This window comes from Pseudolactococcus yaeyamensis (assembly GCF_054658615.1).
The window spans coordinates 1-20,138 of the sequence record NZ_BAAGGP010000054.1; the positions used below are offsets into that span (position 1 = coordinate 1).

At 38.5% G+C, this 20,138-nt stretch carries 20 protein-coding genes and 1 pseudogene; 20 read left to right on the forward strand and 1 reads right to left on the reverse strand.

Annotated features, from left to right (window positions below; genetic code table 11):
• Nucleotides 1-632: 632 nt before the first annotated feature.
• On the reverse strand, nt 633-1,604 hold the full coding sequence (locus ACYQ21_RS10370) for a beta-1,6-galactofuranosyltransferase (RefSeq protein WP_460058333.1): 972 nt from the start codon (nt 1,602-1,604) through the stop codon (nt 633-635).
• Nucleotides 1,605-1,914: 310 nt separating this feature from the next.
• On the opposite strand from ACYQ21_RS10370, the gene ACYQ21_RS10375 reads away from it, so the two are divergent.
• From ACYQ21_RS10375 to ACYQ21_RS10470, 20 genes and pseudogenes are all read left to right on the forward strand, one after another.
• A complete protein-coding gene (locus ACYQ21_RS10375) occupies nt 1,915-2,427 on the forward strand; it encodes a dihydrofolate reductase (RefSeq protein ID WP_460058335.1) in 513 nt (170 codons plus the stop codon).
• A 222-nt stretch (nt 2,428-2,649) separates the two neighbouring features.
• The gene (gene clpX, locus ACYQ21_RS10380; RefSeq protein ID WP_460058337.1) at nt 2,650-3,870 is read left to right on the forward strand and encodes an ATP-dependent Clp protease ATP-binding subunit ClpX; all 1,221 of its coding nucleotides are present in this window, start codon (nt 2,650-2,652) and stop codon (nt 3,868-3,870) included.
• A gap of 51 nt (nt 3,871-3,921) precedes the next feature.
• Nucleotides 3,922-4,512 carry a ribosome biogenesis GTP-binding protein YihA/YsxC gene (gene yihA / locus ACYQ21_RS10385; RefSeq protein WP_003137300.1) on the forward strand — a complete coding sequence of 197 codons (591 nt, stop codon included), beginning with the start codon at nt 3,922-3,924 and terminating at the stop codon, nt 4,510-4,512.
• A gap of 94 nt (nt 4,513-4,606) precedes the next feature.
• The gene (locus ACYQ21_RS10390) at nt 4,607-5,887 is read left to right on the forward strand and encodes a homoserine dehydrogenase (protein WP_460058339.1); all 1,281 of its coding nucleotides are present in this window, start codon (nt 4,607-4,609) and stop codon (nt 5,885-5,887) included.
• A 17-nt stretch (nt 5,888-5,904) separates the two neighbouring features.
• Nucleotides 5,905-6,771 (forward strand): homoserine kinase, encoded by an 867-nt coding sequence (gene thrB, locus ACYQ21_RS10395; RefSeq protein WP_460058365.1) that lies wholly within the window; start codon nt 5,905-5,907, stop codon nt 6,769-6,771.
• A gap of 213 nt (nt 6,772-6,984) precedes the next feature.
• Complete coding sequence (rarD, locus tag ACYQ21_RS10400; protein WP_460058341.1) at nt 6,985-7,872, forward strand: EamA family transporter RarD; 888 nt, start codon at nt 6,985-6,987, stop codon at nt 7,870-7,872.
• Between the two features lie 87 nt (nt 7,873-7,959).
• The gene (murB, locus tag ACYQ21_RS10405; RefSeq protein WP_460058367.1) at nt 7,960-8,865 is read left to right on the forward strand and encodes a UDP-N-acetylmuramate dehydrogenase; all 906 of its coding nucleotides are present in this window, start codon (nt 7,960-7,962) and stop codon (nt 8,863-8,865) included.
• A 52-nt stretch (nt 8,866-8,917) separates the two neighbouring features.
• Nucleotides 8,918-9,964: a ParA family protein gene (locus tag ACYQ21_RS10410; protein ID WP_460058343.1), complete on the forward strand. Its 1,047-nt coding sequence runs from the start codon at nt 8,918-8,920 to the stop codon at nt 9,962-9,964.
• Nucleotides 9,954-10,778, forward strand: coding sequence for an SIR2 family NAD-dependent protein deacylase (locus tag ACYQ21_RS10415; RefSeq protein WP_460058345.1), 825 nt, complete (start codon nt 9,954-9,956; stop codon nt 10,776-10,778). Before ACYQ21_RS10410 ends, ACYQ21_RS10415 begins: the two co-directional genes overlap by 11 nt.
• Nucleotides 10,779-11,939: an ABC transporter ATP-binding protein gene (locus ACYQ21_RS10420; protein WP_460058347.1), complete on the forward strand. Its 1,161-nt coding sequence runs from the start codon at nt 10,779-10,781 to the stop codon at nt 11,937-11,939.
• 35 nt (nt 11,940-11,974) lie between these two features.
• The gene (locus ACYQ21_RS10425; RefSeq protein WP_460058349.1) at nt 11,975-13,156 is read left to right on the forward strand and encodes a DUF998 domain-containing protein; all 1,182 of its coding nucleotides are present in this window, start codon (nt 11,975-11,977) and stop codon (nt 13,154-13,156) included.
• Nucleotides 13,153-13,950: an ABC transporter permease gene (locus ACYQ21_RS10430; RefSeq protein WP_460058351.1), complete on the forward strand. Its 798-nt coding sequence runs from the start codon at nt 13,153-13,155 to the stop codon at nt 13,948-13,950. Before ACYQ21_RS10425 ends, ACYQ21_RS10430 begins: the two co-directional genes overlap by 4 nt.
• Nucleotides 13,947-14,729, forward strand: coding sequence for an ABC transporter permease (locus tag ACYQ21_RS10435; RefSeq protein ID WP_460058353.1), 783 nt, complete (start codon nt 13,947-13,949; stop codon nt 14,727-14,729). Before ACYQ21_RS10430 ends, ACYQ21_RS10435 begins: the two co-directional genes overlap by 4 nt.
• Entirely contained in the window at nt 14,716-15,549 is an 834-nt protein-coding gene (locus ACYQ21_RS10440) for a TPM domain-containing protein (RefSeq protein WP_460058355.1), read from the forward strand. The genes ACYQ21_RS10435 and ACYQ21_RS10440 overlap by 14 nt, the downstream gene beginning before the upstream one ends.
• Before the next feature lie 35 nt (nt 15,550-15,584).
• Nucleotides 15,585-16,169, forward strand: coding sequence for a LemA family protein (locus ACYQ21_RS10445; RefSeq protein ID WP_460058357.1), 585 nt, complete (start codon nt 15,585-15,587; stop codon nt 16,167-16,169).
• Entirely contained in the window at nt 16,170-17,243 is a 1,074-nt protein-coding gene (locus tag ACYQ21_RS10450) for an ABC transporter substrate-binding protein (RefSeq protein WP_460058359.1), read from the forward strand.
• Nucleotides 17,244-17,296: 53 nt separating this feature from the next.
• Complete coding sequence (locus tag ACYQ21_RS10455; RefSeq protein ID WP_460058361.1) at nt 17,297-17,824, forward strand: VanZ family protein; 528 nt, start codon at nt 17,297-17,299, stop codon at nt 17,822-17,824.
• A gap of 25 nt (nt 17,825-17,849) precedes the next feature.
• Nucleotides 17,850-19,211: a 23S rRNA (uracil(1939)-C(5))-methyltransferase RlmD gene (gene rlmD / locus ACYQ21_RS10460; protein WP_460058363.1), complete on the forward strand. Its 1,362-nt coding sequence runs from the start codon at nt 17,850-17,852 to the stop codon at nt 19,209-19,211.
• 22 nt (nt 19,212-19,233) lie between these two features.
• Nucleotides 19,234-19,371 (forward strand): hypothetical protein, encoded by a 138-nt coding sequence (locus ACYQ21_RS10465; protein WP_460058369.1) that lies wholly within the window; start codon nt 19,234-19,236, stop codon nt 19,369-19,371.
• Nucleotides 19,372-19,945: 574 nt separating this feature from the next.
• Nucleotides 19,946-20,138 (forward strand): annotated as a pseudogene (locus ACYQ21_RS10470) (BsaA family SipW-dependent biofilm matrix protein); the annotation flags it as partial.

Here is a 20,138-nt window from a genome sequence, read left to right on the forward strand (position 1 = left end):
ATCAGTTCGTGAATGGCAAAACAAATATCATCTTCTGGCATTATTATTTCTAAATCAAGTGGTAAAATGACCTGTTTCATGTTATAATTTTTATGCCTAAAGAACAACTCCTGACTTTTGGGATTAGACACTTTAATTGTACAGGTTTTTATTCTTTTTGTCGAAAAGTTACACAGAAATAGGCTATGGACGTTTCCGATTAACATCAGAAATGATTCATAGCCTATTTTTTTAGAGGACTTTTGTCCCAGCCTCTTTTAATATGTCGACTAAGAAGATACCAGATATATCATCTGATGCGCAAAAAGACTTGTGATAACCAAGGGTGGCGTACAATCAATATATTTTTTGGGAAATGACTGATGCTAGGAATGCGGTTAGGGACTAAAGACTAAATCCAATGAATAAAATGACACCAAAGATAATCGGTGCGAAATTATTGATATCTAGCGGTAATTTTCTCCATAAAAAGTAGACACCCATTACTGACAGCAAAAATGGGAACACAGTCAATCTGCCTTTACGTTTTGAAATAATAAACATATTTTCTTCTTTGTTTTACATGGTAAATCATAATAATAGTTTGCTGTAAATTGCCTTTTAGAAATGGTTATGAAATATTCTTGTTTCGCCTATTCTATTTCTTGTGCCTTGTAAAATTGTTCCAGATGATGGAGCAGTTTTTTTGTCTGTGTGCCATCCCTTAGTGCCAATCCGACTTTTTTTCCCATGATGGGATCATAGTCAAAAGTAAGGGGGAGTTGAGATAAGTCTGATAGTGTAGCGCCAAGCTTATTAGTCGTGATAAAATTAGCAAAAGGTGAAAAATCAGGGAGAATGACAGGTAGTTCCGCAGCGAGATATAGACTAAGTTTGTGGGGACTATTCAATTTTTGGTAGGCTTGATATTGGGTATCAGATGTGGCATCACTATCCCAGACCAGACCAATACCGTCAGGTAACATGGCAGGTGCAGTGTCTTGTGGTAAAATAGGTTGAATGTCAATGGTTGGGGGCAACGGTTCCCTTGACCATTTTTTAGGGAGTTGACCAAAGACTTTGATAGGGTGTCGACATTTTTTTAGCCATGCTGCTTTTGATAATGTTCCTGCGAAAATTAAGTGTTGTGAGGTAATGCGATGGGGGAGCTTTTTTTCTGTTAAATAATCAAAAAGTCCTAGCGTAAAAGTCGGGATAGGGACCGATAAGGCATCAGCCATAGCATCAGTATGCACAACCAAACCATCAGCATGTTCCAACAGAGCATACTCACGTTGGGATGCTTTGCGCGCTGATAATCGGAGAGGTTCAAAATCATGAATCAAGATGATAAATTTTGCGCCTGTTTGTTGGACTGCCTTTTGAAAATTTGCTTCAAACTCTAATGACAGATAGCTTGGAAATTGATGAACAACTAAATCAGATGCTGTCAGGTTTAGCGTGAGGTTATCAGCATCGTTTTTTTGATTGGCACGGTCTATCTTAAGACATTTCCAACCTTGATGCGCTGCAATTGTCGCAATATCATCTTTGGGTTTAGTGGCACCAATAGGCATCCACGGTTCTATTGTATGGGTCATATAGTTCATACACGGCCGTTTCATGAATTTAATTTTTCTGAAAAATACATAAAAATCAGTGATTTAAATTTTTAATTGGTATATTTTGCAAATTATTTTCGTAAAAATATTCAAAAAAAGGACAATATTACTGAATGTATTGTTTGAATTTTCAAACAATAGCTAATCTTATATGCTATTCTTTTTAAAAACTCGATATTCTTTTAAAATATTCAGAAAAATAAATTTTAAATTGAATTTATGAAACGGCCGTGTAGTTCATAGCTTTATTCTATCACTTTGATCGAATTTACGGTATAATTGAATGAGATAGTTAAAAAAGATGAGGTGAGATATGATTGCAGGAATTTGGGCAGAAGATGAACAAGGTATAATTGGTTCAAATGGTGTTTTGCCATGGTTTTTGCCGAGTGAGCTTCAGCATTTTAAACAAACAACCATGGGACAAGCTATTTTGATGGGCCGTAAGACATTTGAAGGGATGCACAAACGTGTATTACCCGGTCGGACGACAATTGTGATGACGCGTGATGAGGCTTACCAAGTTGACCATAATGCGGTGCTTGTCTTTCATAGTCCGAAAGCTGTCTTGGATTGGTATCATGAACAAGACCCAGAAATGGCAAAAGATTTGTATGTCACCGGTGGTGCGGAGATGTTTGTAGCTTTCAAGGATTCTTTTGAACAACTTTATCGAACTATTATTGCGGGCACATTTGTCGGAGATACTTATTTCCCGAAAGTGTTAGAAATGGACAAATTTAAGGAAGTATCAAGTGTCATGCATCCTGTTAATGAAAAAAATGACTACGCCTTCACAGTCAAACGATATGAGAATAAGAGATAATGGAAAAAACAATATTTGGTGTCTTTACGGCTATTTTAGCTTGGATTTGTTTAGTGTGTGCGGTACAGTGTTTCCGTAAGAAGAAGTTTGGCTTAGCCATCCTCTTTTTACTGTGTGCCTTTACTAATCTTGTGAATTCAATTCATGCTGTCTATCAGACACTATTTTAAGGGCTTAGGCTACTCAGGTTATTGATGTTTGGAAGAGGGGAAATCTAGAAAAATGATAATGAATAATAATGAAATTTTTTGTTCATTTTGTGGGAAATCACAGGATGAAGTTAAGAAGGTTATCGCTGGCAGCGATGTCTATATTTGTAATGAATGTGTTGAATTATCAATGGACATTTTGCGTGAAGAATTTAAAGGTCAAGGTCAGCCTGATATTTTAGAAAGTAAGACGCCAAAGGAGCTATTAGAGATTTTAAATGGTTACGTGATTGGTCAAGATACAGCTAAACGGGCGATTTCTGTTGCGGTTTATAACCACTACAAACGGATTAATTTTGCGGAAAGTAAGGAAAATGATGATGTTGAACTTCAAAAATCAAATATTTTGATGATTGGCCCAACGGGTTCAGGTAAGACCTTCTTGGCGCAAACTTTAGCGCGTTCACTAAATGTACCTTTTGCCATTGCTGATGCAACGAGTTTGACTGAGGCAGGTTATGTTGGTGAAGATGTGGAAAATATTCTACTCAAACTCTTGCAAGCTTCAGATTATAATGTTGAGCGTGCAGAACGTGGCATTATCTACGTTGATGAAATTGATAAGATTGCTAAAAAATCTGAAAATGTTTCGATTACTCGTGATGTTTCAGGGGAGGGTGTTCAACAAGCCTTGCTAAAAATCATCGAGGGAACAGTTGCCAGTGTGCCACCGCAAGGCGGACGTAAACACCCTAACCAAGAAATGATTCAGTTGGACACTAAAAACATCCTCTTTATCGTTGGTGGTGCTTTTGATGGGATCGAAGAAATTGTTAAACAGCGTTTAGGTGAGAAAATCATCGGTTTTGGTGCTAATAACAAAGCACTAGGGGAAAATGATTCCTACATGCAAGAAATTGTCGCTGAAGATATTCAAAAATTTGGCTTAATTCCTGAGTTTATCGGTCGGTTGCCAATCGTTGCGGCGCTTGAGCGTTTGACGAAAGAGGACTTAATTCATATCCTGACTGAGCCTAAAAATGCTCTCGTGAAACAATACCAGCGTCTCCTGAGCTTTGACGATGTTGCCTTAGAATTCGAATCTGGTGCTTTAGATGCCATTGCCGAAAAGGCGATTGAGCGTAAAACAGGTGCGCGTGGCTTGCGTTCGATTATTGAGGAAGTGATGATGGACGTTATGTTTGAGGTGCCTAGCATGGCAAATGTGACGAAAGTCGTGATTACTGAGGAAGCTGTTCGAGGAACGGAAGAACCTTTAATCTTAGGCGCTTAAACGGTCATTCAAAGTGAGCATTTAGTGGTCACAGTAATAGAAATGAGACACATGAAATTTAATATCCATAATGTCAGCTTGACGATTTCAGCGGCATCCAGTAAACAATATCCTGAAACTGATATGCCAGAAATTGCCCTTGCAGGGCGCTCAAATGTTGGTAAATCAAGTTTTATCAACACATTATTGAATCGTAAAAATTTTGCTCGGACGTCTGGTCGTCCCGGTAAAACGCAGCTCCTTAACTTTTTTAATATTGATGATACCCTTCATTTTGTAGATGTGCCGGGTTATGGCTACGCTCGCGTTTCTAAAAAGGAACGTGAAAAATGGGGTGGCATGATTGAGGAATATTTGACAACACGCGCTAATTTACGTGCGGTCGTGAGCTTGGTGGATATGCGTCATGAGCCATCGGCTGATGATATTCAAATGTACGAATTTCTGAAATATTATGAGATTCCAGTGATTTTGGTTGCGACCAAGGCTGATAAAATTCCGCGTAGTAAATGGAATAAGCATGAAAGCATGATTAAGAGAACTTTGCAGTTTGATAGTACGGATGATTTTGTCATTTTTTCAAGTTTTGATAAAACTGGCTTAGACGAGGCATGGCAAGTCATTGAAAGTTTTGTCGATTAAACTCATCTAAATTAAAAAAATTATAGAAATGTTCTGAAAATTCTGCTATAATGGCACTAATGATATTTTATATTTTGAAGGAGCGTTAAGACATATGACAATCAATATTGCTTTACTCGGATTCGGAACAGTAGCCAGTGGGATTCCCTTTTTGCTGCAAGAAAATGGTGACAAAATCACTGCAGCAGCGGGTACTGAGATTCAGATCGCTAAAGTTTTGGTCAAAGATGACGTTGAAAAAGAAACTCTTTTCGCGCAAGGTCATGCCTACAATTTTGTGACGGACATTTCGGCTATCTTAAACGACGATACGATTGACATCGTCATTGAGCTGATGGGCCGCATCGAGCCAGCTAAAACGTTTATCACGCAAGCTTTACAAGCGAAAAAACACGTCGTGACTGCCAATAAAGATTTATTGGCAATCCATGGTGCAGACTTGCTGAAAGTTGCTAAAGACAACGGCGTCGCTTTGTATTACGAAGCGGCGGTCGCAGGTGGTATTCCGATTTTGCGCACGCTGGCTAACGCCTATACGGCAGATAAAATTACTAAAATACTCGGTGTTGTCAATGGGACTAGTAATTTTATGATGACGAAGATGGTTGATGAAGGTTGGACTTATGATGAAGCTCTAGCCGAGGCAAGTCGTCTGGGTTATGCTGAATCAGACCCAACAAATGATGTTGACGGTATCGATGCTGCTTATAAAATGGTGATTCTCAGCCAATTTGCATTTGGGATGACAATCAAGTTTGAAGATGTACGCCATGAAGGCATCCGAAATATTACGCCAGAAGACGTTAAGCTGGCACAAAAATTAGGATTTGTCATTAAATTAGTAGGTGAAATTGTTGAACGCCCTTCAGGGATTTATGCAGAGGTTGTGCCAACATTCCTACCTAAAGACCATCAATTGGCATCAGTCAATGGTGTCATGAACGCTGTCTTTGTTGAATCTATTGGCATTAATGAAGCTATGTTCTATGGACCCGGTGCTGGGCAAAAACCAACAGCGACATCAGTTGTTGCAGATATAATTGAACTGGCGAAAGGCGTTGACAAGGGAGCAGTATTACCTGCCTTTAATACTTTTGCGCGCGAAACAGTTTATGCCACAAAAGAAGATTTAGTTGATAAGTACTATTTTGCGATTGAAACTGAAGATAAGGCAGGGCAATTGCTTCATTTAGCAGAGCTTTTCCATGCGGAAAATGTGTCATTTGAGCAAGTCTTCCAAGAAAACGTTGGCGATAATCGCGCTAGTATTGCCATTATTTCGCACAAAATGGACTTGAACCAATTTGATAGCTTAGTTGAGAAAATCTCAAATCTAGAAGGTTTCACACTCCGCAACACGATTAAAGTAATTTAAGGGTAAGACAGATGACTTTGACAATATCAGTACCAGCAACATCAGCTAATCTTGGCCCGGGATTTGACTCAGTTGGACTTGCGGTTAATCTTTATTTGACGATTGAGGTATTAGAAGCAACAAATCACTGGCATATTCAGCATGATTTGGGGGTAGAAGTACCGTCTGATGAGCGAAATCTATTATTAGAAGCTGCCTTACAGGTTTCACCAGATTTACAACCTCATAAAATTAGAATGGTTAGCGAGATTCCATTGGCACGTGGTCTGGGATCATCAAGCTCAGTGATTGTCGCAGGGATTGAACTAGCTAATCAGTTAGGTCAGCTCAACTTGTCAGCTACTGACAAGTTAGCTATTGCGACAAAAATTGAAGGTCACCCAGATAATGTTGCTCCTGCGATTTTTGGTAATTTAGTCATTGCCAACAGCATAGGTGGGAAAACCAATCATGTAACAGCACCAATGCCAGAGACGGGTCTACTTGCTTTTATTCCAGATTATGAATTGAAAACGAGTGATTCTCGTCAAGTACTACCTAACGAATTTACCTATCATGATGCAGTGGCAGCTAGTGCAATTGCTAACGTTGCCATTGCAGCACTTTTAACAGGTGATATGGTACTTGCCGGTCAACTCATGGAACAAGATTTATTCCATGAAAGCTATCGTGGTAAGCTTGTGCCAGAAGTCGCAATGATTCGTGAGATTGCCCATACTGAAGGTGCTTATACGACTTATTTATCCGGTGCAGGGCCGACAGTCGTGCTCATGATGCCAATAGATAAATTAGCAATTATAAAATCAAAACTTGAAGCGCAAGGATTTTCAGGTCAGTTATTAGAATTGACTGTGGATACGCAAGGGATTAAAGTAGTGTATTAAGTATTACAGGGATGCTATCAAATTTATCTTTAAATCAAAGACTGAAAACTGTACGTTAATCAGTCGCCTTACGCATAAAATTAGAATTTTTACGGTCTTGTTCAATCTTGAACTCGTGAAAATTCTATTTTTAATTTTACACGGACATGATTGAGGTCATATTAAATAAGGAAGACTAGAAATGAATAATTTGATAGTCAAAAGGGGGAATATGTGAAAAAAGGTTTATTACTAGCGTTTGGCTCTTATATTGCTTGGGGATTTCTCTCCATATTTTGGAAATTACTGAGTGGGGTTGATGCCTACGAAGTTTTTTCTTATCGAATGATGTCAACCATGCTTACTATGTTGTTATATTTCCTGTTATTTGGTAAGATGGGAAAATTGAAAACCGAGCTTTTGAGTTTGTTAGGCAATCAATCAGAACTGTTTACCATGATTTTTGCGAGTTTTTTGATTTCAATTAATTGGTTGGTTTATATCTACGCCGTTGGGCATCAGCAAGCGACAGCCGCGAGTTTGGGGTATTATATCAATCCACTGTTTTCAGTTTTATTGGCTGTTGTTTTTCTCAAAGAGAAACTGGAGAAGTTTACCAAGCTATCACTTATTCTCGCACTCTTAGGTGTCATGATTTTAACCATTCAAAGTGGGCATTTACCTATCGTATCAATTTTATTACCCATGACATTTGGGACTTATGGCTTGATTAAGAAAAATGTGTCGCTATCAAGCGATGTCGCCATGTTTGTGGAAACAGCCGTTGTGACACCATTTGTACTCGTTTTTCTCTTATTTTTTGCCAAGCATAGTCCGAGTGATTATGCGATGTCACAAAATCTCTTTTTGATGCTATCAGGCATTATAACAGCTATTCCTTTGTTACTATTTGCAGAAGCGCTGAAACAAGCCCCTCTTAACGTCGTTGGTTTTGTGCAATATGTCAATCCAACGATACAATTAGCAGTGGCTGTGTGTCTTTTCCGTGAAACCTTTAAACTAGAAAACTTATATGGTTTTGCAGCCATTTGGCTTGCCATCATTGTCTTTATCATCGGGCAAGTTATGCTGATGAAAAAGACTAAAAATATGGTAAAATAATAGTGTTGTACCTTAGGTACAAGCTATTTTTTATGTGATGACTTGATTCTGTTGCACGAAAAAATTTTTGATATGAAAAGAGTAACTATGCTAACTAAAAATGAAATACTTGAAAAATTACCAGAAATGACAGTGAAGTTCGATGAACCTCTCTCAAATTATACGTTTACGAAAGTGGGGGGAGTGGCAGATTTTCTTGCTTTTCCGACCGATAAATATCAGTTGCAAAAACTGGTCAAACTGGCTAATGCCACACAAACTCCCTTCATCGTTTTGGGTAATGCTAGTAATCTTATCGTGCGCAACGGCGGGATTCGTGGCATCGTCATTCTACTTGGAAAAATGGCTGCTATTCGTGCCAATGGCTATGTGATTGAAGCGCAGGCAGGGGCTAGTTTAATTGATACGACGCAAGTCGCTTTGGATAATTCATTGACTGGCTTTGAATTTGCCTGTGGGATTCCGGGGTCAGTTGGTGGTGCTGTCTTTATGAATGCCGGTGCTTATGGCGGTGAGATTGCGACAGTCCTATCTAGTGTTCAAGTCATGGACCAGTCAGGCGATATTTTCGTGATTTCTGCAGAAGACATGCAGTTTGGCTATCGGAAATCAGTTTTACAAAGTCAGCACTACATTGTACTATCAGCGAAATTTTCACTTAATAATGGCGATTACAAGCTAATTAAAGCTGAAATGAACCGTTTGACGCATTTACGTGAATTAAAACAACCCCTTGAATTTCCGAGTTGTGGGTCAGTCTTTAAGCGGCCAGTTGGCTATTTTGCAGGTCAGTTGATTCAAGATGCAGGACTTCAAGGCCATCAAATCGGTGGCGTGCAAGTGTCTGAAAAACACGCTGGTTTTATGGTTAATGTCAGCAACGGCACGGCCAAGGACTACGAGGACTTGATTGCCTATGTCATTGCGCAAGTCCAAGCGACTTCAGGTGTCACATTAGAACCAGAAGTACGGATTTTAGGAGAAGAGATGTGAGGGGGGGGAAAGGACGTATTGCTATAGTAATGGATAAAATTGAGGAAAATAAATGAGAACAATAACACTATTCAATAATAAAGGTGGAGTAGGAAAAACTACTACCTTAGCACATTTAGCAGCATACTTTTCTTTGGAAATGAAGAAAAAAGTTTTGGTTATGGATTTAGATCCGCAAGCCAATATTACTCAGCTTACTTTTGGAGAAGATGAACTTGATGATATATTTCAGAGTGGTTCTAATAACATCGTAAATATTATTGATCCTCTAAATGACGAGGTAAGTACAAAAATAAGTAATATAAGTAATAATATTAGGAGGTCAAAAGATAAAGAAAAAAAAATTCATAATTTTGGATACGATATAATTCCATCACATCCAACATTATCAAGATTTGAAGAAACTTTGAGTAATGCTTGGACTGATATGAGAGCGATAAAAAAAGGTGGGATTATTAGAACAAATTGGTTACTACAATTATTGAGAGAAGCTGAAGAATTAAATTATGATTATGTGTTTATAGATGTTGGCCCATCTTTAGGTGCTTTAAATAGGTCTATTTTACTTAATACTGAATTTTTAGTAACTCCAATGGGAGCTGATATATTTAGTGTACTTGGTGCTGAAAATATTTCAGAATGGGTTTCTTTGTTTAGAAAACAATACAATAGAGCTATTGATGGATTTAATTTGGATTATGAGAATTTTATTAAAAATGAGTTATTGACACAAACTTCTGATTCGTCAACAATATTTCTTGGTTATTTGATACAACAGTCTTTACTATATAAGGGGAGAGCAACACGTGCATACCAAGCTGTTACTGATCCAATACCTGATGCTATATTTGATAATCTGGAGTTTTTAAATTTAAAGAATATACCAAAAGAAGATTTATTTTTAGGAGAAATAAAAAATTTGAAATCATTAATACCAGAGAGTCAAAGTAACCATATACCAATGTTTAAATTGAATGCTTCAAATACAAAGTCAATTCAAGGTGCAAATCTTGCTTTACCAGTTGAAGCAAAAAAAATTTTTGAGACAATATGTACTAAAATAATTTCAAACATTGAGGTAAATAGTAATGAACTTTGATACAGTGCTCTTAAAAGCTCTGGCCTCTAATAATGCTGCTATATTTATGGGAGCTGGGACTTCTAAACTAGTATTATGGAATGAATTTGTTGAAAGTATAGTAAATAAAATTCCAGAAGTACCTAAAAATATCGAAAGTAATATCGAAACAATGGAGTATGCTAAGAAGAGTAATCAATCTGAATATTTTAATTTAGTAAACGAGCAATTTAATCCAGAAAGAAGTCCAGAAGTATCTGAAATTCAAAAATTAATATTTTCAATCGGTTTAACGTTGTATATTACTACGAATTTTGATAAATCATTTGAAAATTACGTTACTAATACAGGGTTGAGTAGATTTGCTGCACGTACTTACGATGACATTGATACTATTATTCAAGATGTTAGAACTGAAAGTCCTTTACTTATCAAAATGCATGGTTGTATAAATGATAGAAAAAATATAATTTTTACAAAATCGGATTACTTGAAATTAACAAGAAAGCATAGAAGTTTTCTTGATTTTATGGGATCGATATTTCTACAAAGGGTAACTTTATTCATTGGCTATTCCTTTAGAGATCCTGATTTAGAACTGATATTTAATTCGAGACAAATGACTAATTTATCTGGAGCATATAATTACATTTTGATGCCTGAAAATGAAATCGATCCTGTAACAAAAGAGTTATGGTTAGAGAATTTTGGATTAAAAGTAGTTGAATTTGAAGTTTCTGATAAGGACATTACATCAGGTTTGATTAATTGTTTAGAAAAAATTATTGAGAAAATAAAATATTATGAACCAAACAGAGTTGGACAGTATGAATAAATGAATAGACTAAAAACTAACCCAATCATCGAATTTAAACACGTTTCGAAGTCGTTTGAGGACAATGGTCAAATCATTCTTAAAGACATCAATTTTGAGTTAGAAGCTGGGAAATTTTATACGCTTTTAGGCGCATCGGGTTCTGGTAAATCAACAATTCTGAATATTATTGCAGGATTGACAGATGCAACGACTGGTGATATCTATCTTGATAATGAACGTATTAATGATGTACCAATCAATCAGCGTGATGTGCATACAGTTTTCCAAAATTACGCATTGCTCCCGCACAAAAATGTCTTTGATAATATTGCCTTTCCTTTAAAAATTCGGAAAGTGGATAAAGCGCAGATTGAAAAACGCGTATTAGAAGCGCTTAAAATGGTGCGGTTGACTGGTTTTGAAAATCGTCGCATTCAAAAATTATCCGGTGGTCAGCGCCAACGTGTCGCGATTGCCAGAGCCATTGTCAATCAGCCCAAAGTGGTCTTGTTAGATGAGCCTTTGAGTGCCCTTGACTTGAAATTGCGGACGGAAATGCAGTATGAGCTACGTGCCTTGCAACAAAAGCTAGGCATTACTTTTGTTTTTGTCACACACGATCAAGAAGAAGCACTAGCCATGAGTGACTGGATTTTCATTATTAATGATGGCGAAATCGTCCAATCAGGCACACCAGTTGATATTTATGACGAGCCAATCAATCGCTTTGTGGCGAATTTTATTGGTGAGTCCAACATCATCTCAGGAATTATGATAGATGATTATCTGGTCGAGTTTAACGGCAAAAGATTTGAATCTGTCGATGGCGGGATGCGAAAAAGTGAGTCGGTTGAAGTTGTCATTCGACCAGAAGATTTAAGATTGACGCTGCCAGATGAAGGGAAGTTGGTTGTTAAAGTTCAGACACAGCTTTTTCGTGGTGTCCATTATGAAATCATTGCGGTTGACGAGTTAGGACAGGAGTGGATGATTCATTCAACACGCCGTGCCATTGTCGGCGAAGTCATCGGTCTGGACTTTGAACCAGAAGATATTCATATCATGCGCCTCAATGAAACAGAAGAAGAATTTGATGCTCGAATTGAAGAATATGTCGAGGAAGAAGCCGTCGAAGCTGGCTTAATCAATGCGATAGAAGAAGAAAATATAAAAGATTAAGAATGGCTTTCTTTGCGGTTGGCTATGGGGGAGAAATGGGAAAGTATATTGTGATACCAGATTCACTAGCGGAAACATTGAACGGTGATGAAAAAAACTTGATTTTGGAAGCAACTGATGATGGCTTTTCAATCAAATTAAAGGACACCTCAGACACCAATCGTCAGAATTTCACTTTGCGTTATTTACTAATCCCCAGTTTATTTGCTTGGTTCATGGGACTGATGACTTTCTTAATGAGTCAGAAACCACAAATTTCTTTTACTGCGGAGGATGTGATTTCTGTTGGTCGTGCAAGTATAGTTTTTGGCATTTCAACAGGTTTCATCTCATTTATTTTAGCTTATCGCCAGACATCCCATGTACAGGCAAGACGGTCTTGGTTGACAAAGATACGGGAAACGTTAACTTTAGCCTTCACTTATACTTTAGTGACTTTAGCAGTCACAGCTATTAGCTTCTATATGATGCGTTTTACCTTTAATGGGGTTAGTTTTGATCCAGTGACTGCTTCGTTATTTGTCCTAGTCTTTTCAGCCATTATCAATTTTGTCCTCATTTCTTCAGCCATGTCCGTCAAGGTGTCCAATTTAATTACCATGCTATTTGTTACTTTTATTGGTGGTATCCTTGTTGCTACGGCATTGAATAATCAACAAGATTGGTGGCGCTTTAATTTTAGTTTTTTGGGAACTTCCGAAGCTACGAGACACTGGGAATTCAACCTAACGATGGTTTTTTCAGGCTTGATTTTACTGACGATTACAGACTATTTGTTTTCAGAATTTTCAAGAAGTGATGCCTATACGAAAAAAAGTACTGTTGTACGATTTTTCTATTACTTGATTGCTGTTCTGATTGCCTGTGTTGGTATTTTTCCTGCCAATGATTATTCTTGGACGATGGTAGTGCATAATCTAGCAGCATTTGGCATTGTGGGGTGTATTATTATTTTAATCCTCCTTTTGAAGTGGCTCTTACCTGATATTTCAAAAGAATTTCTCGTCTTTTCTGCTTTAACACTTGGTATGTTAGTGCTATCTACTTTTCTATTTTTAGGTATTCATTATTTGTCTTTGACATTTTTTGAAATCATCGCCTTTGTTATTGCCTTTATCTGGCTAGTAATGTTGATTAATGCGATTCAAGACTTGTCGCAATCCCATCGTCGCTGGCATCTTAAACTTGTCGATATGACACCAGAAGAAACATTATGACTAAAAAAAATCAATTATCTGCCATTCCCTATGTGTTATGGTTGTTCTTATTTGTCCTTGCACCGATTGCCCTGCTGGTTTATAAATCTTTTTTCGATATTGACGGTAATGCGACTTTGGCGAATTATGGCACATATTTTACCAGCTGGACTTATCTGAAAATGTCGGTCAACTCCGTCATTTATGCGGCGATTATCACAGCCGTTACACTTGTGATTAGCTATCCAACGGCCTATTTTTTGACCAAATTGAAACATAAGCAATTATGGTTGATGTTGATTATCTTACCAACTTGGATTAATCTCTTGCTTAAAGCCTATGCCTTTATCGGCATTTTCGGGCAATCTGGCGCAGTCAATGGCTTTCTTAACTTTATGGGATTGGGCAGTCAACAAATCCTCTTTACCGATTTCTCTTTCATTTTTGTTGCGGCTTATATCGAAATCCCTTTTATGGTGATACCGATTTTTAATGCCATTGATGAGATTGATGGTAATTTAATCAAGGCTGGTTATGACTTAGGCACAACACGGCTTCAAAATTTCACACAGATTATTTTCCCACTTTCGATGAATGGTGTCAGATCTGGGGTGCAAGCAGTCTTTATCCCAAGTCTGAGTCTATTTATGCTGACCCGTCTCATCGGTGGGAACCGCGTGATTACACTAGGCACTGCCATTGAAGAACATTTCCTAGTTACTCAAAACTGGGGCATAGGTGCAACTATTGGTATGGTGCTGATTATTACCATGTTTGTGGTCATGTACTTGACACGGGAGAGGGGGAAAGCATGAAACGACGTTTTAAATTTGAAAATGCCTATTTGATTTTCGTCTTTGCTCTCTTGTATCTGCCGATTTTCTATTTAATCGTTTATGCCTTTAACAAAAATGGCAATATGAATGCCTTTACCGGTTTTACTTTAGAGCATTTTCAGGCACTATTTACGGATAGTCGTTTAATCTTAATTGTCGTTCAGACCTTTTTGCTAGCCTTTTTGTCAGCCTTTATCGCGACGATTATCGGTACTTTTGGGACGATTTATATTCATCAGGCGAAAAAGAAACGCCAGAATACCATTTTAGCCTTAAATAATGTCTTGCTAGTTTCGCCAGATGTCATGATTGGGGCAAGTTTTCTGATTCTCATGACTTCTATCGGGTTTAAACTAGGCTTTATTTCTGTTTTATTGGCACATATTGCCTTTTCGATTCCTATCGTTGTCCTCATGGTTTTGCCACGCTTACAGGAAATGGATCAGGATATGATACATGCTGCCTATGACTTGGGCGCGACCCAGCGCCAGACGATGACAGAAGTTGTGCTACCATTTTTAACTCCGGGGATTATCGCAGGCTTCTTTATGGCCTTTACCTATTCTCTAGATGATTTTGCGGTGACCTTTTTTGTGACTGGAAATGGTTTCTCAACTTTATCTGTTGAAATCTATTCTCGCGCACGTCAGGGCATCTCACTTGAGATTAATGCTTTATCTGCGCTAGTGTTTATGCTTTCAATTTTGCTCGTAATCGGGTATTATATGATTATGAGGAGTGCGGATGAAGAAAAATAAGGTTACCCAAAAAATCATCTTCTTGACCATCATGCTAGTGGCTTTAGCCGGCGTTTTCGGCTTTTTCAAATGGCAAGGTGACTCTAAAGGTGGTAATGCAGTATCAAAAATGACTTGGCAAGATCACACTTATATCTATGACCAAGCAGATTTACTGTCAGATACGACAGAAAATAACTTAAATCATCAACTCGAAAATCTAGATGTGGGCAAAAAAGCGCAAATCATTGTTTTAACAGTTGATAATTTAAAAAATAAGACGATTCAGGAGTATGCCAATACCGTGTTTAATCAAACAGGTATTGGAGATAAGGAGAGCGATAATGGCCTACTCATGCTGATTGCTAAGGATGAGAAAAAAGTATGGGTGGAGGTTGGTCAAGGGCTAGAAGGTGAGTTGAATGATGGCAAAGTCGGTCGGATTTTAGATGCTGACTTCGTGCCTTACCGTGCCAAAGATGATTACGATACCGCAGTAACCAAAACGATAACAGCATTTTCAGATGTCTTAACTGGTCATACAACAAGTTCTGATACCTCTCAAGAAACATCGCAGACCAGTTCAGAAGACAAGGTAAATGATCGTGAGCAATCTTCTGGGAATTCGCTTGGCGCCTTGATTATTGGCGGTCTTGTCTTTGTCTTTATTTTAGGTATGATTTTAACCGGACATGGCGATATCCTTCTGTGGATTCTCCTTGCGATTTTCAATAATCGTGGTGGGGGTTCCGGCGGCTATGGTGGTGGATCTGGTGGGTCATCAGGTGGTGGCGGCGGCTTTGGCGGCGGTTCTTCATCGGGTGGCGGAGCTGGTCGATAATACATCGACTTTACAAAATAGAAAAGAGAAAAAAGATGGATTTTATTAAAAAGAATGGTTTAGTTGTTGGGATATTAGCGGTACTTGTCATTGTGATTGTTGCCTTTTTCAGCATTGGCAATGGGATTACGAAAGAAGAAAACAGTGTTGATTCAGCCTATGCTGATATTGATACGCAATTGCAACGTCGGAATGACTTAATCCCTAACTTGGTTGAAACGGTTAAGGGGTATGCAGCACATGAAGAAAAAATCTTTACAGCCATTTCGACTGCGCAAAGCGCCATGAGTAAAGCTGAGACGGTTTCTGATACTGCAACAGCCAGCAATCAAATGAGCTCAGCTTTGAATGGTTTGCTACGCTTGCAAGTGAGCTATCCTGATATCAAGGCTGACAAACAATTTACACAGTTATCAGATGAATTAGCGGGAACTGAAAATCGCATTGCAGTGGCACGAACGCGTTATAACGATGCGGTCAAAGCCTACAATACCAAAATTTCACTTTTTCCAACGTCTATCGTCGCAGGGATGCGTGGTGCCAGTAAGAAAGACTACTTTAAAGCTGCTGACTCTGCTAAAGATGCACCAAGTGTTAGCTTTGGTGATAGCAGTAAGTAAATGAAAAGATTAGTCTATTTTATGGGTGGTGTCCTCGCTATTATTGCTGTGCTTAGCTTGTTAGCCGTTAAATTATCCGCGGATAGCGGCAGTTCAGCGATTAGTAACCAGCTTACCATTTACAACTGGGGCGATTATATCGATGAAAGTTTGCTGAAAAGTTTCGAAAAAGAGACGGGTTATAAGGTTAACTATGTGACGTTTGATTCGAATGAGGCCATGTACACGAAGATTAAGCAGGGTGGCACGACTTATGATATTGCTATTCCGAGTGAGTACATGATTGATAAGATGAAGTCGGAGAAGCTTTTAAATCGACTTGACCATTCGAAAATCAAGGGCTTGGAAAATATCGATCCTCGGTTTTTAGACCAAAGTTTTGATGCTGACAATGCCTATTCGATTCCCTATTTTTGGGGAACACTTGGGATTACCTATAACGATGAGAAGGTTAAAATGCCGCCTGAGCATTGGCAAGATTTATGGTCGCCTGACTATCAAAATAATCTGATGTTGATTGATGGGGCGCGTGAAGTGATTGGCTTTGCGCTTAATGAGCAAGGCGATAGCGTCAATTCGAAAGATATGGGTCAGCTGAATAAGGCTTACCATCATCTCAAGGGGTTGACACCGAATGTCAAAGCCATTGTTGCCGATGAAATTAAGCAATATATGATTAACAATGAAGCTGCGGCTGCGGTTACTTTTTCAGGGGAAGCGGCAGAAATGGTCAGTGAAAATGAGCATCTGCACTATGTTGTGCCAAGTGAGGGCTCAAATCTCTGGTTTGACAATATCGTGATTCCCAAGACAGCGAAGAACTACGCAGCGGCTTATGCTTTTATCAATTTCATGCTGAAACCTGAAAATGCAGCTAAAAATGCGGCATATGTTGGCTATGCCACACCAAATATGAAAGCTGAGGCTATATTGCCTAAGGCAATCACGTTAGATAGAGCTTTCTATCCCGATGAAAAGGCCATGAAGAATCTGGAAGTTTATCGAAACCTCGGCCCTGAGTATTTAGGGATTTACAATGATTTGTTTTTGGAGTTTAAGATGTATCGGAAGTAGATGTGTCAAACATTTTGTATCTCGTACATCTGCAAACAAGCGAGGGAGAAATTATGTTTTTAATTGGTTATATTAGGATAATTGCGATATATTCAGCACTGATAGCGGGTCTAATCATGTTCTTTTACCTTCTATTTTTCAAAAATAAACGACAATTTTGGAAAATTGGCTTTGTTTCATGGTTTGATTTATTTTATTTGACAAATTTTCTTTTGATTGTCTTCAAAGTTAATCAAAAGAAGGCAGAGACAGCTTTTGATCTGTCACAGATACAACTTATCCCCTTTAAAACGATTATTCCTTATTTACGTGAGGGAAATGTTGTCCAAATTTTGGGGAATATTATGATTTGGATTCCCTTATCTTTTGTTATATTCTGGACTTTTCCTAAACTAGCTCAAAAAACTAAAATAATATTATCAATTTTTCTTGGTCTTATGGTAGAACCCCTACAATTGATTCTCAATCTATGGACTCAGTCTACTTGGCATATCATAGATGTAGACGATTTTATCTTAAATATGCTGGGTACACTTATCGGAATCGCGATACTGTTACCTTTTCAAAATCAAAAGCGCTGAGGTGCTTTTTTTGCTATAATAAGGTATGACTAATTTTAATAAAAACGATATTTTTGAAGTTCAAGTAATAGATTTGACCCACGAAGGCGCGGGTGTCGTAAAGATTGACGGCTATCCGTTTTTTGTCGAAAATGCTTTACCTGGTGAGACGATTGAAATGCGTGTCTTGAAAACAGGTAAGAAATTCGGATTTGGTAAGGTTGAAACTTACCTCACGACTTCTGAGCACCGCGTCACAGATATCAATCTTGACTACTTGCGAACAGGCATTGCCGATTTCGGCCATTTAGCCTATGCTGAGCAATTGAAATTCAAACGCAAGCAGATTGTCGAGCTGCTCTCTAAAACAGCCCACAAGGCCGATTTTCCAGTCCTAGAGGCAATTGCTAGCCCAGACGTTACAAAGTACCGCAATAAAGCCAGCATCCCTGTCCGTTCAGTTAACGGCGTTCTGGAAACCGGATTCTTCCGCAAACATTCCCACACGCTGGTTCCAGTGGAAGATTTCTTTATACAACAGCCGGAAATTGATGAGGTCGTGATTGCCGTTCGTGATTTGCTACGTCAATTTGGACTTAAAGCCTACAATGAAATTGAAAATACTGGTTTTGTTCGGAACGTTGTCGTTCGTCGTGCTCACGCAACTGGTGAAATCATGGTGATCTTTGTCACACGCAAGGCATCGTTCTTTAAAGTTGATGGTGTTCTAAACGCTCTTACCAAGCAATTCCCAGCCATCAAGTCAATCATGCAAAACGTCAACGCATCCACTGGCAATAACATTTTCGGAAGTGACTGGAACGTCTTGTTTGGGCAAGATTTCATCACCGACATCATGTTAGAGCGCAAGTATGACATTTCTGCACCATCATTTTACCAGGTCAATACGCCTGCAGCAGAAGTCTTGTATGCTAAAGCAATCGAGTTTGCGGATTTGAACGCTGAGGATGTTGTGATTGATGCCTACTCAGGTATCGGAACGATTGGTTTATCGTTTGCTGACAAGGTCAAACACGTTTATGGCGTTGAAGTCGTAGCAGCAGCCATTGAAAATGCGCGTAAGAATGCTGAGTTGAACGGCATTGACAATGTGACCTATGTGACCGGTAAAGCCGAGAAAGTCATGGGCGACTGGGTGACTGAAGGCGTGAAACCTGATGTCATTCTTGTCGATCCACCGCGCAAAGGGCTAGATGAGTCTTTTATCACGTCAGCCGTGAGCGTTGGGGCACGAAGTATTGTATATATTTCGTGTAATGCCGCGACGTTTGCGCGTGATATGGTGCGGTTTGAAGCGTTGGGTTATGCGCTTGAGAAGGTGCAGCCTGTTGATTTGTTCCCGCAGACGCATCATATTGAGTTGGTTGGGTTATTGCGTAAAAATTAAGATTAATATAAGGGGGAATAAAGTGAATCAGACAACCAAAGAAAAGATGTTAGCAATCATCAAAAAGAAACAAGCCGGTGGTGGCCGTTCCAATCAAGAAACGCCGACTAAAAATGATCGGAAACATATGCGTAAAGGACCAAAAAATTATAATAAATAAATGAAAATAAGGGAAAAGTAAGAGCGAAAGAAGTAAAGACAAAAATATCACTACTATTTGTATTTTGTCTCCTGCTTCCCATTATCGCAAAATTGGCCGTCAGACAGGGATTTTGTCAAGTCTAACTTGACATCAAACTGAAACTTAAAGAAATGAACACACTTTTTTGAAAGGTGTTTTTTTCTTTAAATTCATCAAATTGAAATTTTGACTAATTTTTTCTTTCGAAAATAAAATTATTATGTTAGAATAAAGTTGGTTGACATTATATTTCTAACATCATGTGGCAAAACAAGGTCAAAAATCTGTTAGGATTTCTAGTAAACACTTGACAGAAAGGAGAAAACAGCGTATGCTCAGACAGACAGACAGACAGACAGACAGACAGACAGACAGACAGACAGACAGACAGACAGACAGACAGACAGACAGACAGACAGACAGACATTTAATGGCTGCCGAAGTTTTTTTTGACGACTCTTAAAACGGCATGTTGATTAATCTCAGAGGTTTAATCTGACTTTAATCTACATACCGTTTTTGCGTTAAAAAGAAAAAATTTAAGGAGAAGTAAATGATGGTAAATCAGAAGAAGAAGGCCGCCGCAGGTGCTGCAGCCGCAACCCTGCTCTTACTGGGCAGTACTTATGCTTGGCAAAGCCAAAACCAGCATAAGACCAATGAACTCAGTAATACCTTCAGAGAAAATGACGTGACCTTGGTCGAGGACTTTGTGCCAATCACAGATTGGCTGAAAGGTCAAGAAG

Coding starts and splice junctions, on each gene's coding strand:
- ACYQ21_RS10370 (WP_460058333.1), bottom strand. CDS start 1,604: ATGAAACGGCCGTGTATGAACTATATGACCCATACAATAGAACCGTGG.
- ACYQ21_RS10375 (WP_460058335.1), top strand. CDS start 1,915: ATGATTGCAGGAATTTGGGCAGAAGATGAACAAGGTATAATTGGTTCA.
- clpX (WP_460058337.1), top strand. CDS start 2,650: ATGATAATGAATAATAATGAAATTTTTTGTTCATTTTGTGGGAAATCA.
- yihA (WP_003137300.1), top strand. CDS start 3,922: ATGAAATTTAATATCCATAATGTCAGCTTGACGATTTCAGCGGCATCC.
- ACYQ21_RS10390 (WP_460058339.1), top strand. CDS start 4,607: ATGACAATCAATATTGCTTTACTCGGATTCGGAACAGTAGCCAGTGGG.
- murB (WP_460058367.1), top strand. CDS start 7,960: ATGCTAACTAAAAATGAAATACTTGAAAAATTACCAGAAATGACAGTG.
- ACYQ21_RS10410 (WP_460058343.1), top strand. CDS start 8,918: ATGAGAACAATAACACTATTCAATAATAAAGGTGGAGTAGGAAAAACT.
- ACYQ21_RS10415 (WP_460058345.1), top strand. CDS start 9,954: ATGAACTTTGATACAGTGCTCTTAAAAGCTCTGGCCTCTAATAATGCT.
- ACYQ21_RS10420 (WP_460058347.1), top strand. CDS start 10,779: ATGAATAGACTAAAAACTAACCCAATCATCGAATTTAAACACGTTTCG.
- ACYQ21_RS10425 (WP_460058349.1), top strand. CDS start 11,975: ATGGGAAAGTATATTGTGATACCAGATTCACTAGCGGAAACATTGAAC.
- ACYQ21_RS10430 (WP_460058351.1), top strand. CDS start 13,153: ATGACTAAAAAAAATCAATTATCTGCCATTCCCTATGTGTTATGGTTG.
- ACYQ21_RS10435 (WP_460058353.1), top strand. CDS start 13,947: ATGAAACGACGTTTTAAATTTGAAAATGCCTATTTGATTTTCGTCTTT.
- ACYQ21_RS10440 (WP_460058355.1), top strand. CDS start 14,716: ATGAAGAAAAATAAGGTTACCCAAAAAATCATCTTCTTGACCATCATG.
- ACYQ21_RS10445 (WP_460058357.1), top strand. CDS start 15,585: ATGGATTTTATTAAAAAGAATGGTTTAGTTGTTGGGATATTAGCGGTA.
- ACYQ21_RS10450 (WP_460058359.1), top strand. CDS start 16,170: ATGAAAAGATTAGTCTATTTTATGGGTGGTGTCCTCGCTATTATTGCT.
- ACYQ21_RS10455 (WP_460058361.1), top strand. CDS start 17,297: ATGTTTTTAATTGGTTATATTAGGATAATTGCGATATATTCAGCACTG.
- rlmD (WP_460058363.1), top strand. CDS start 17,850: ATGACTAATTTTAATAAAAACGATATTTTTGAAGTTCAAGTAATAGAT.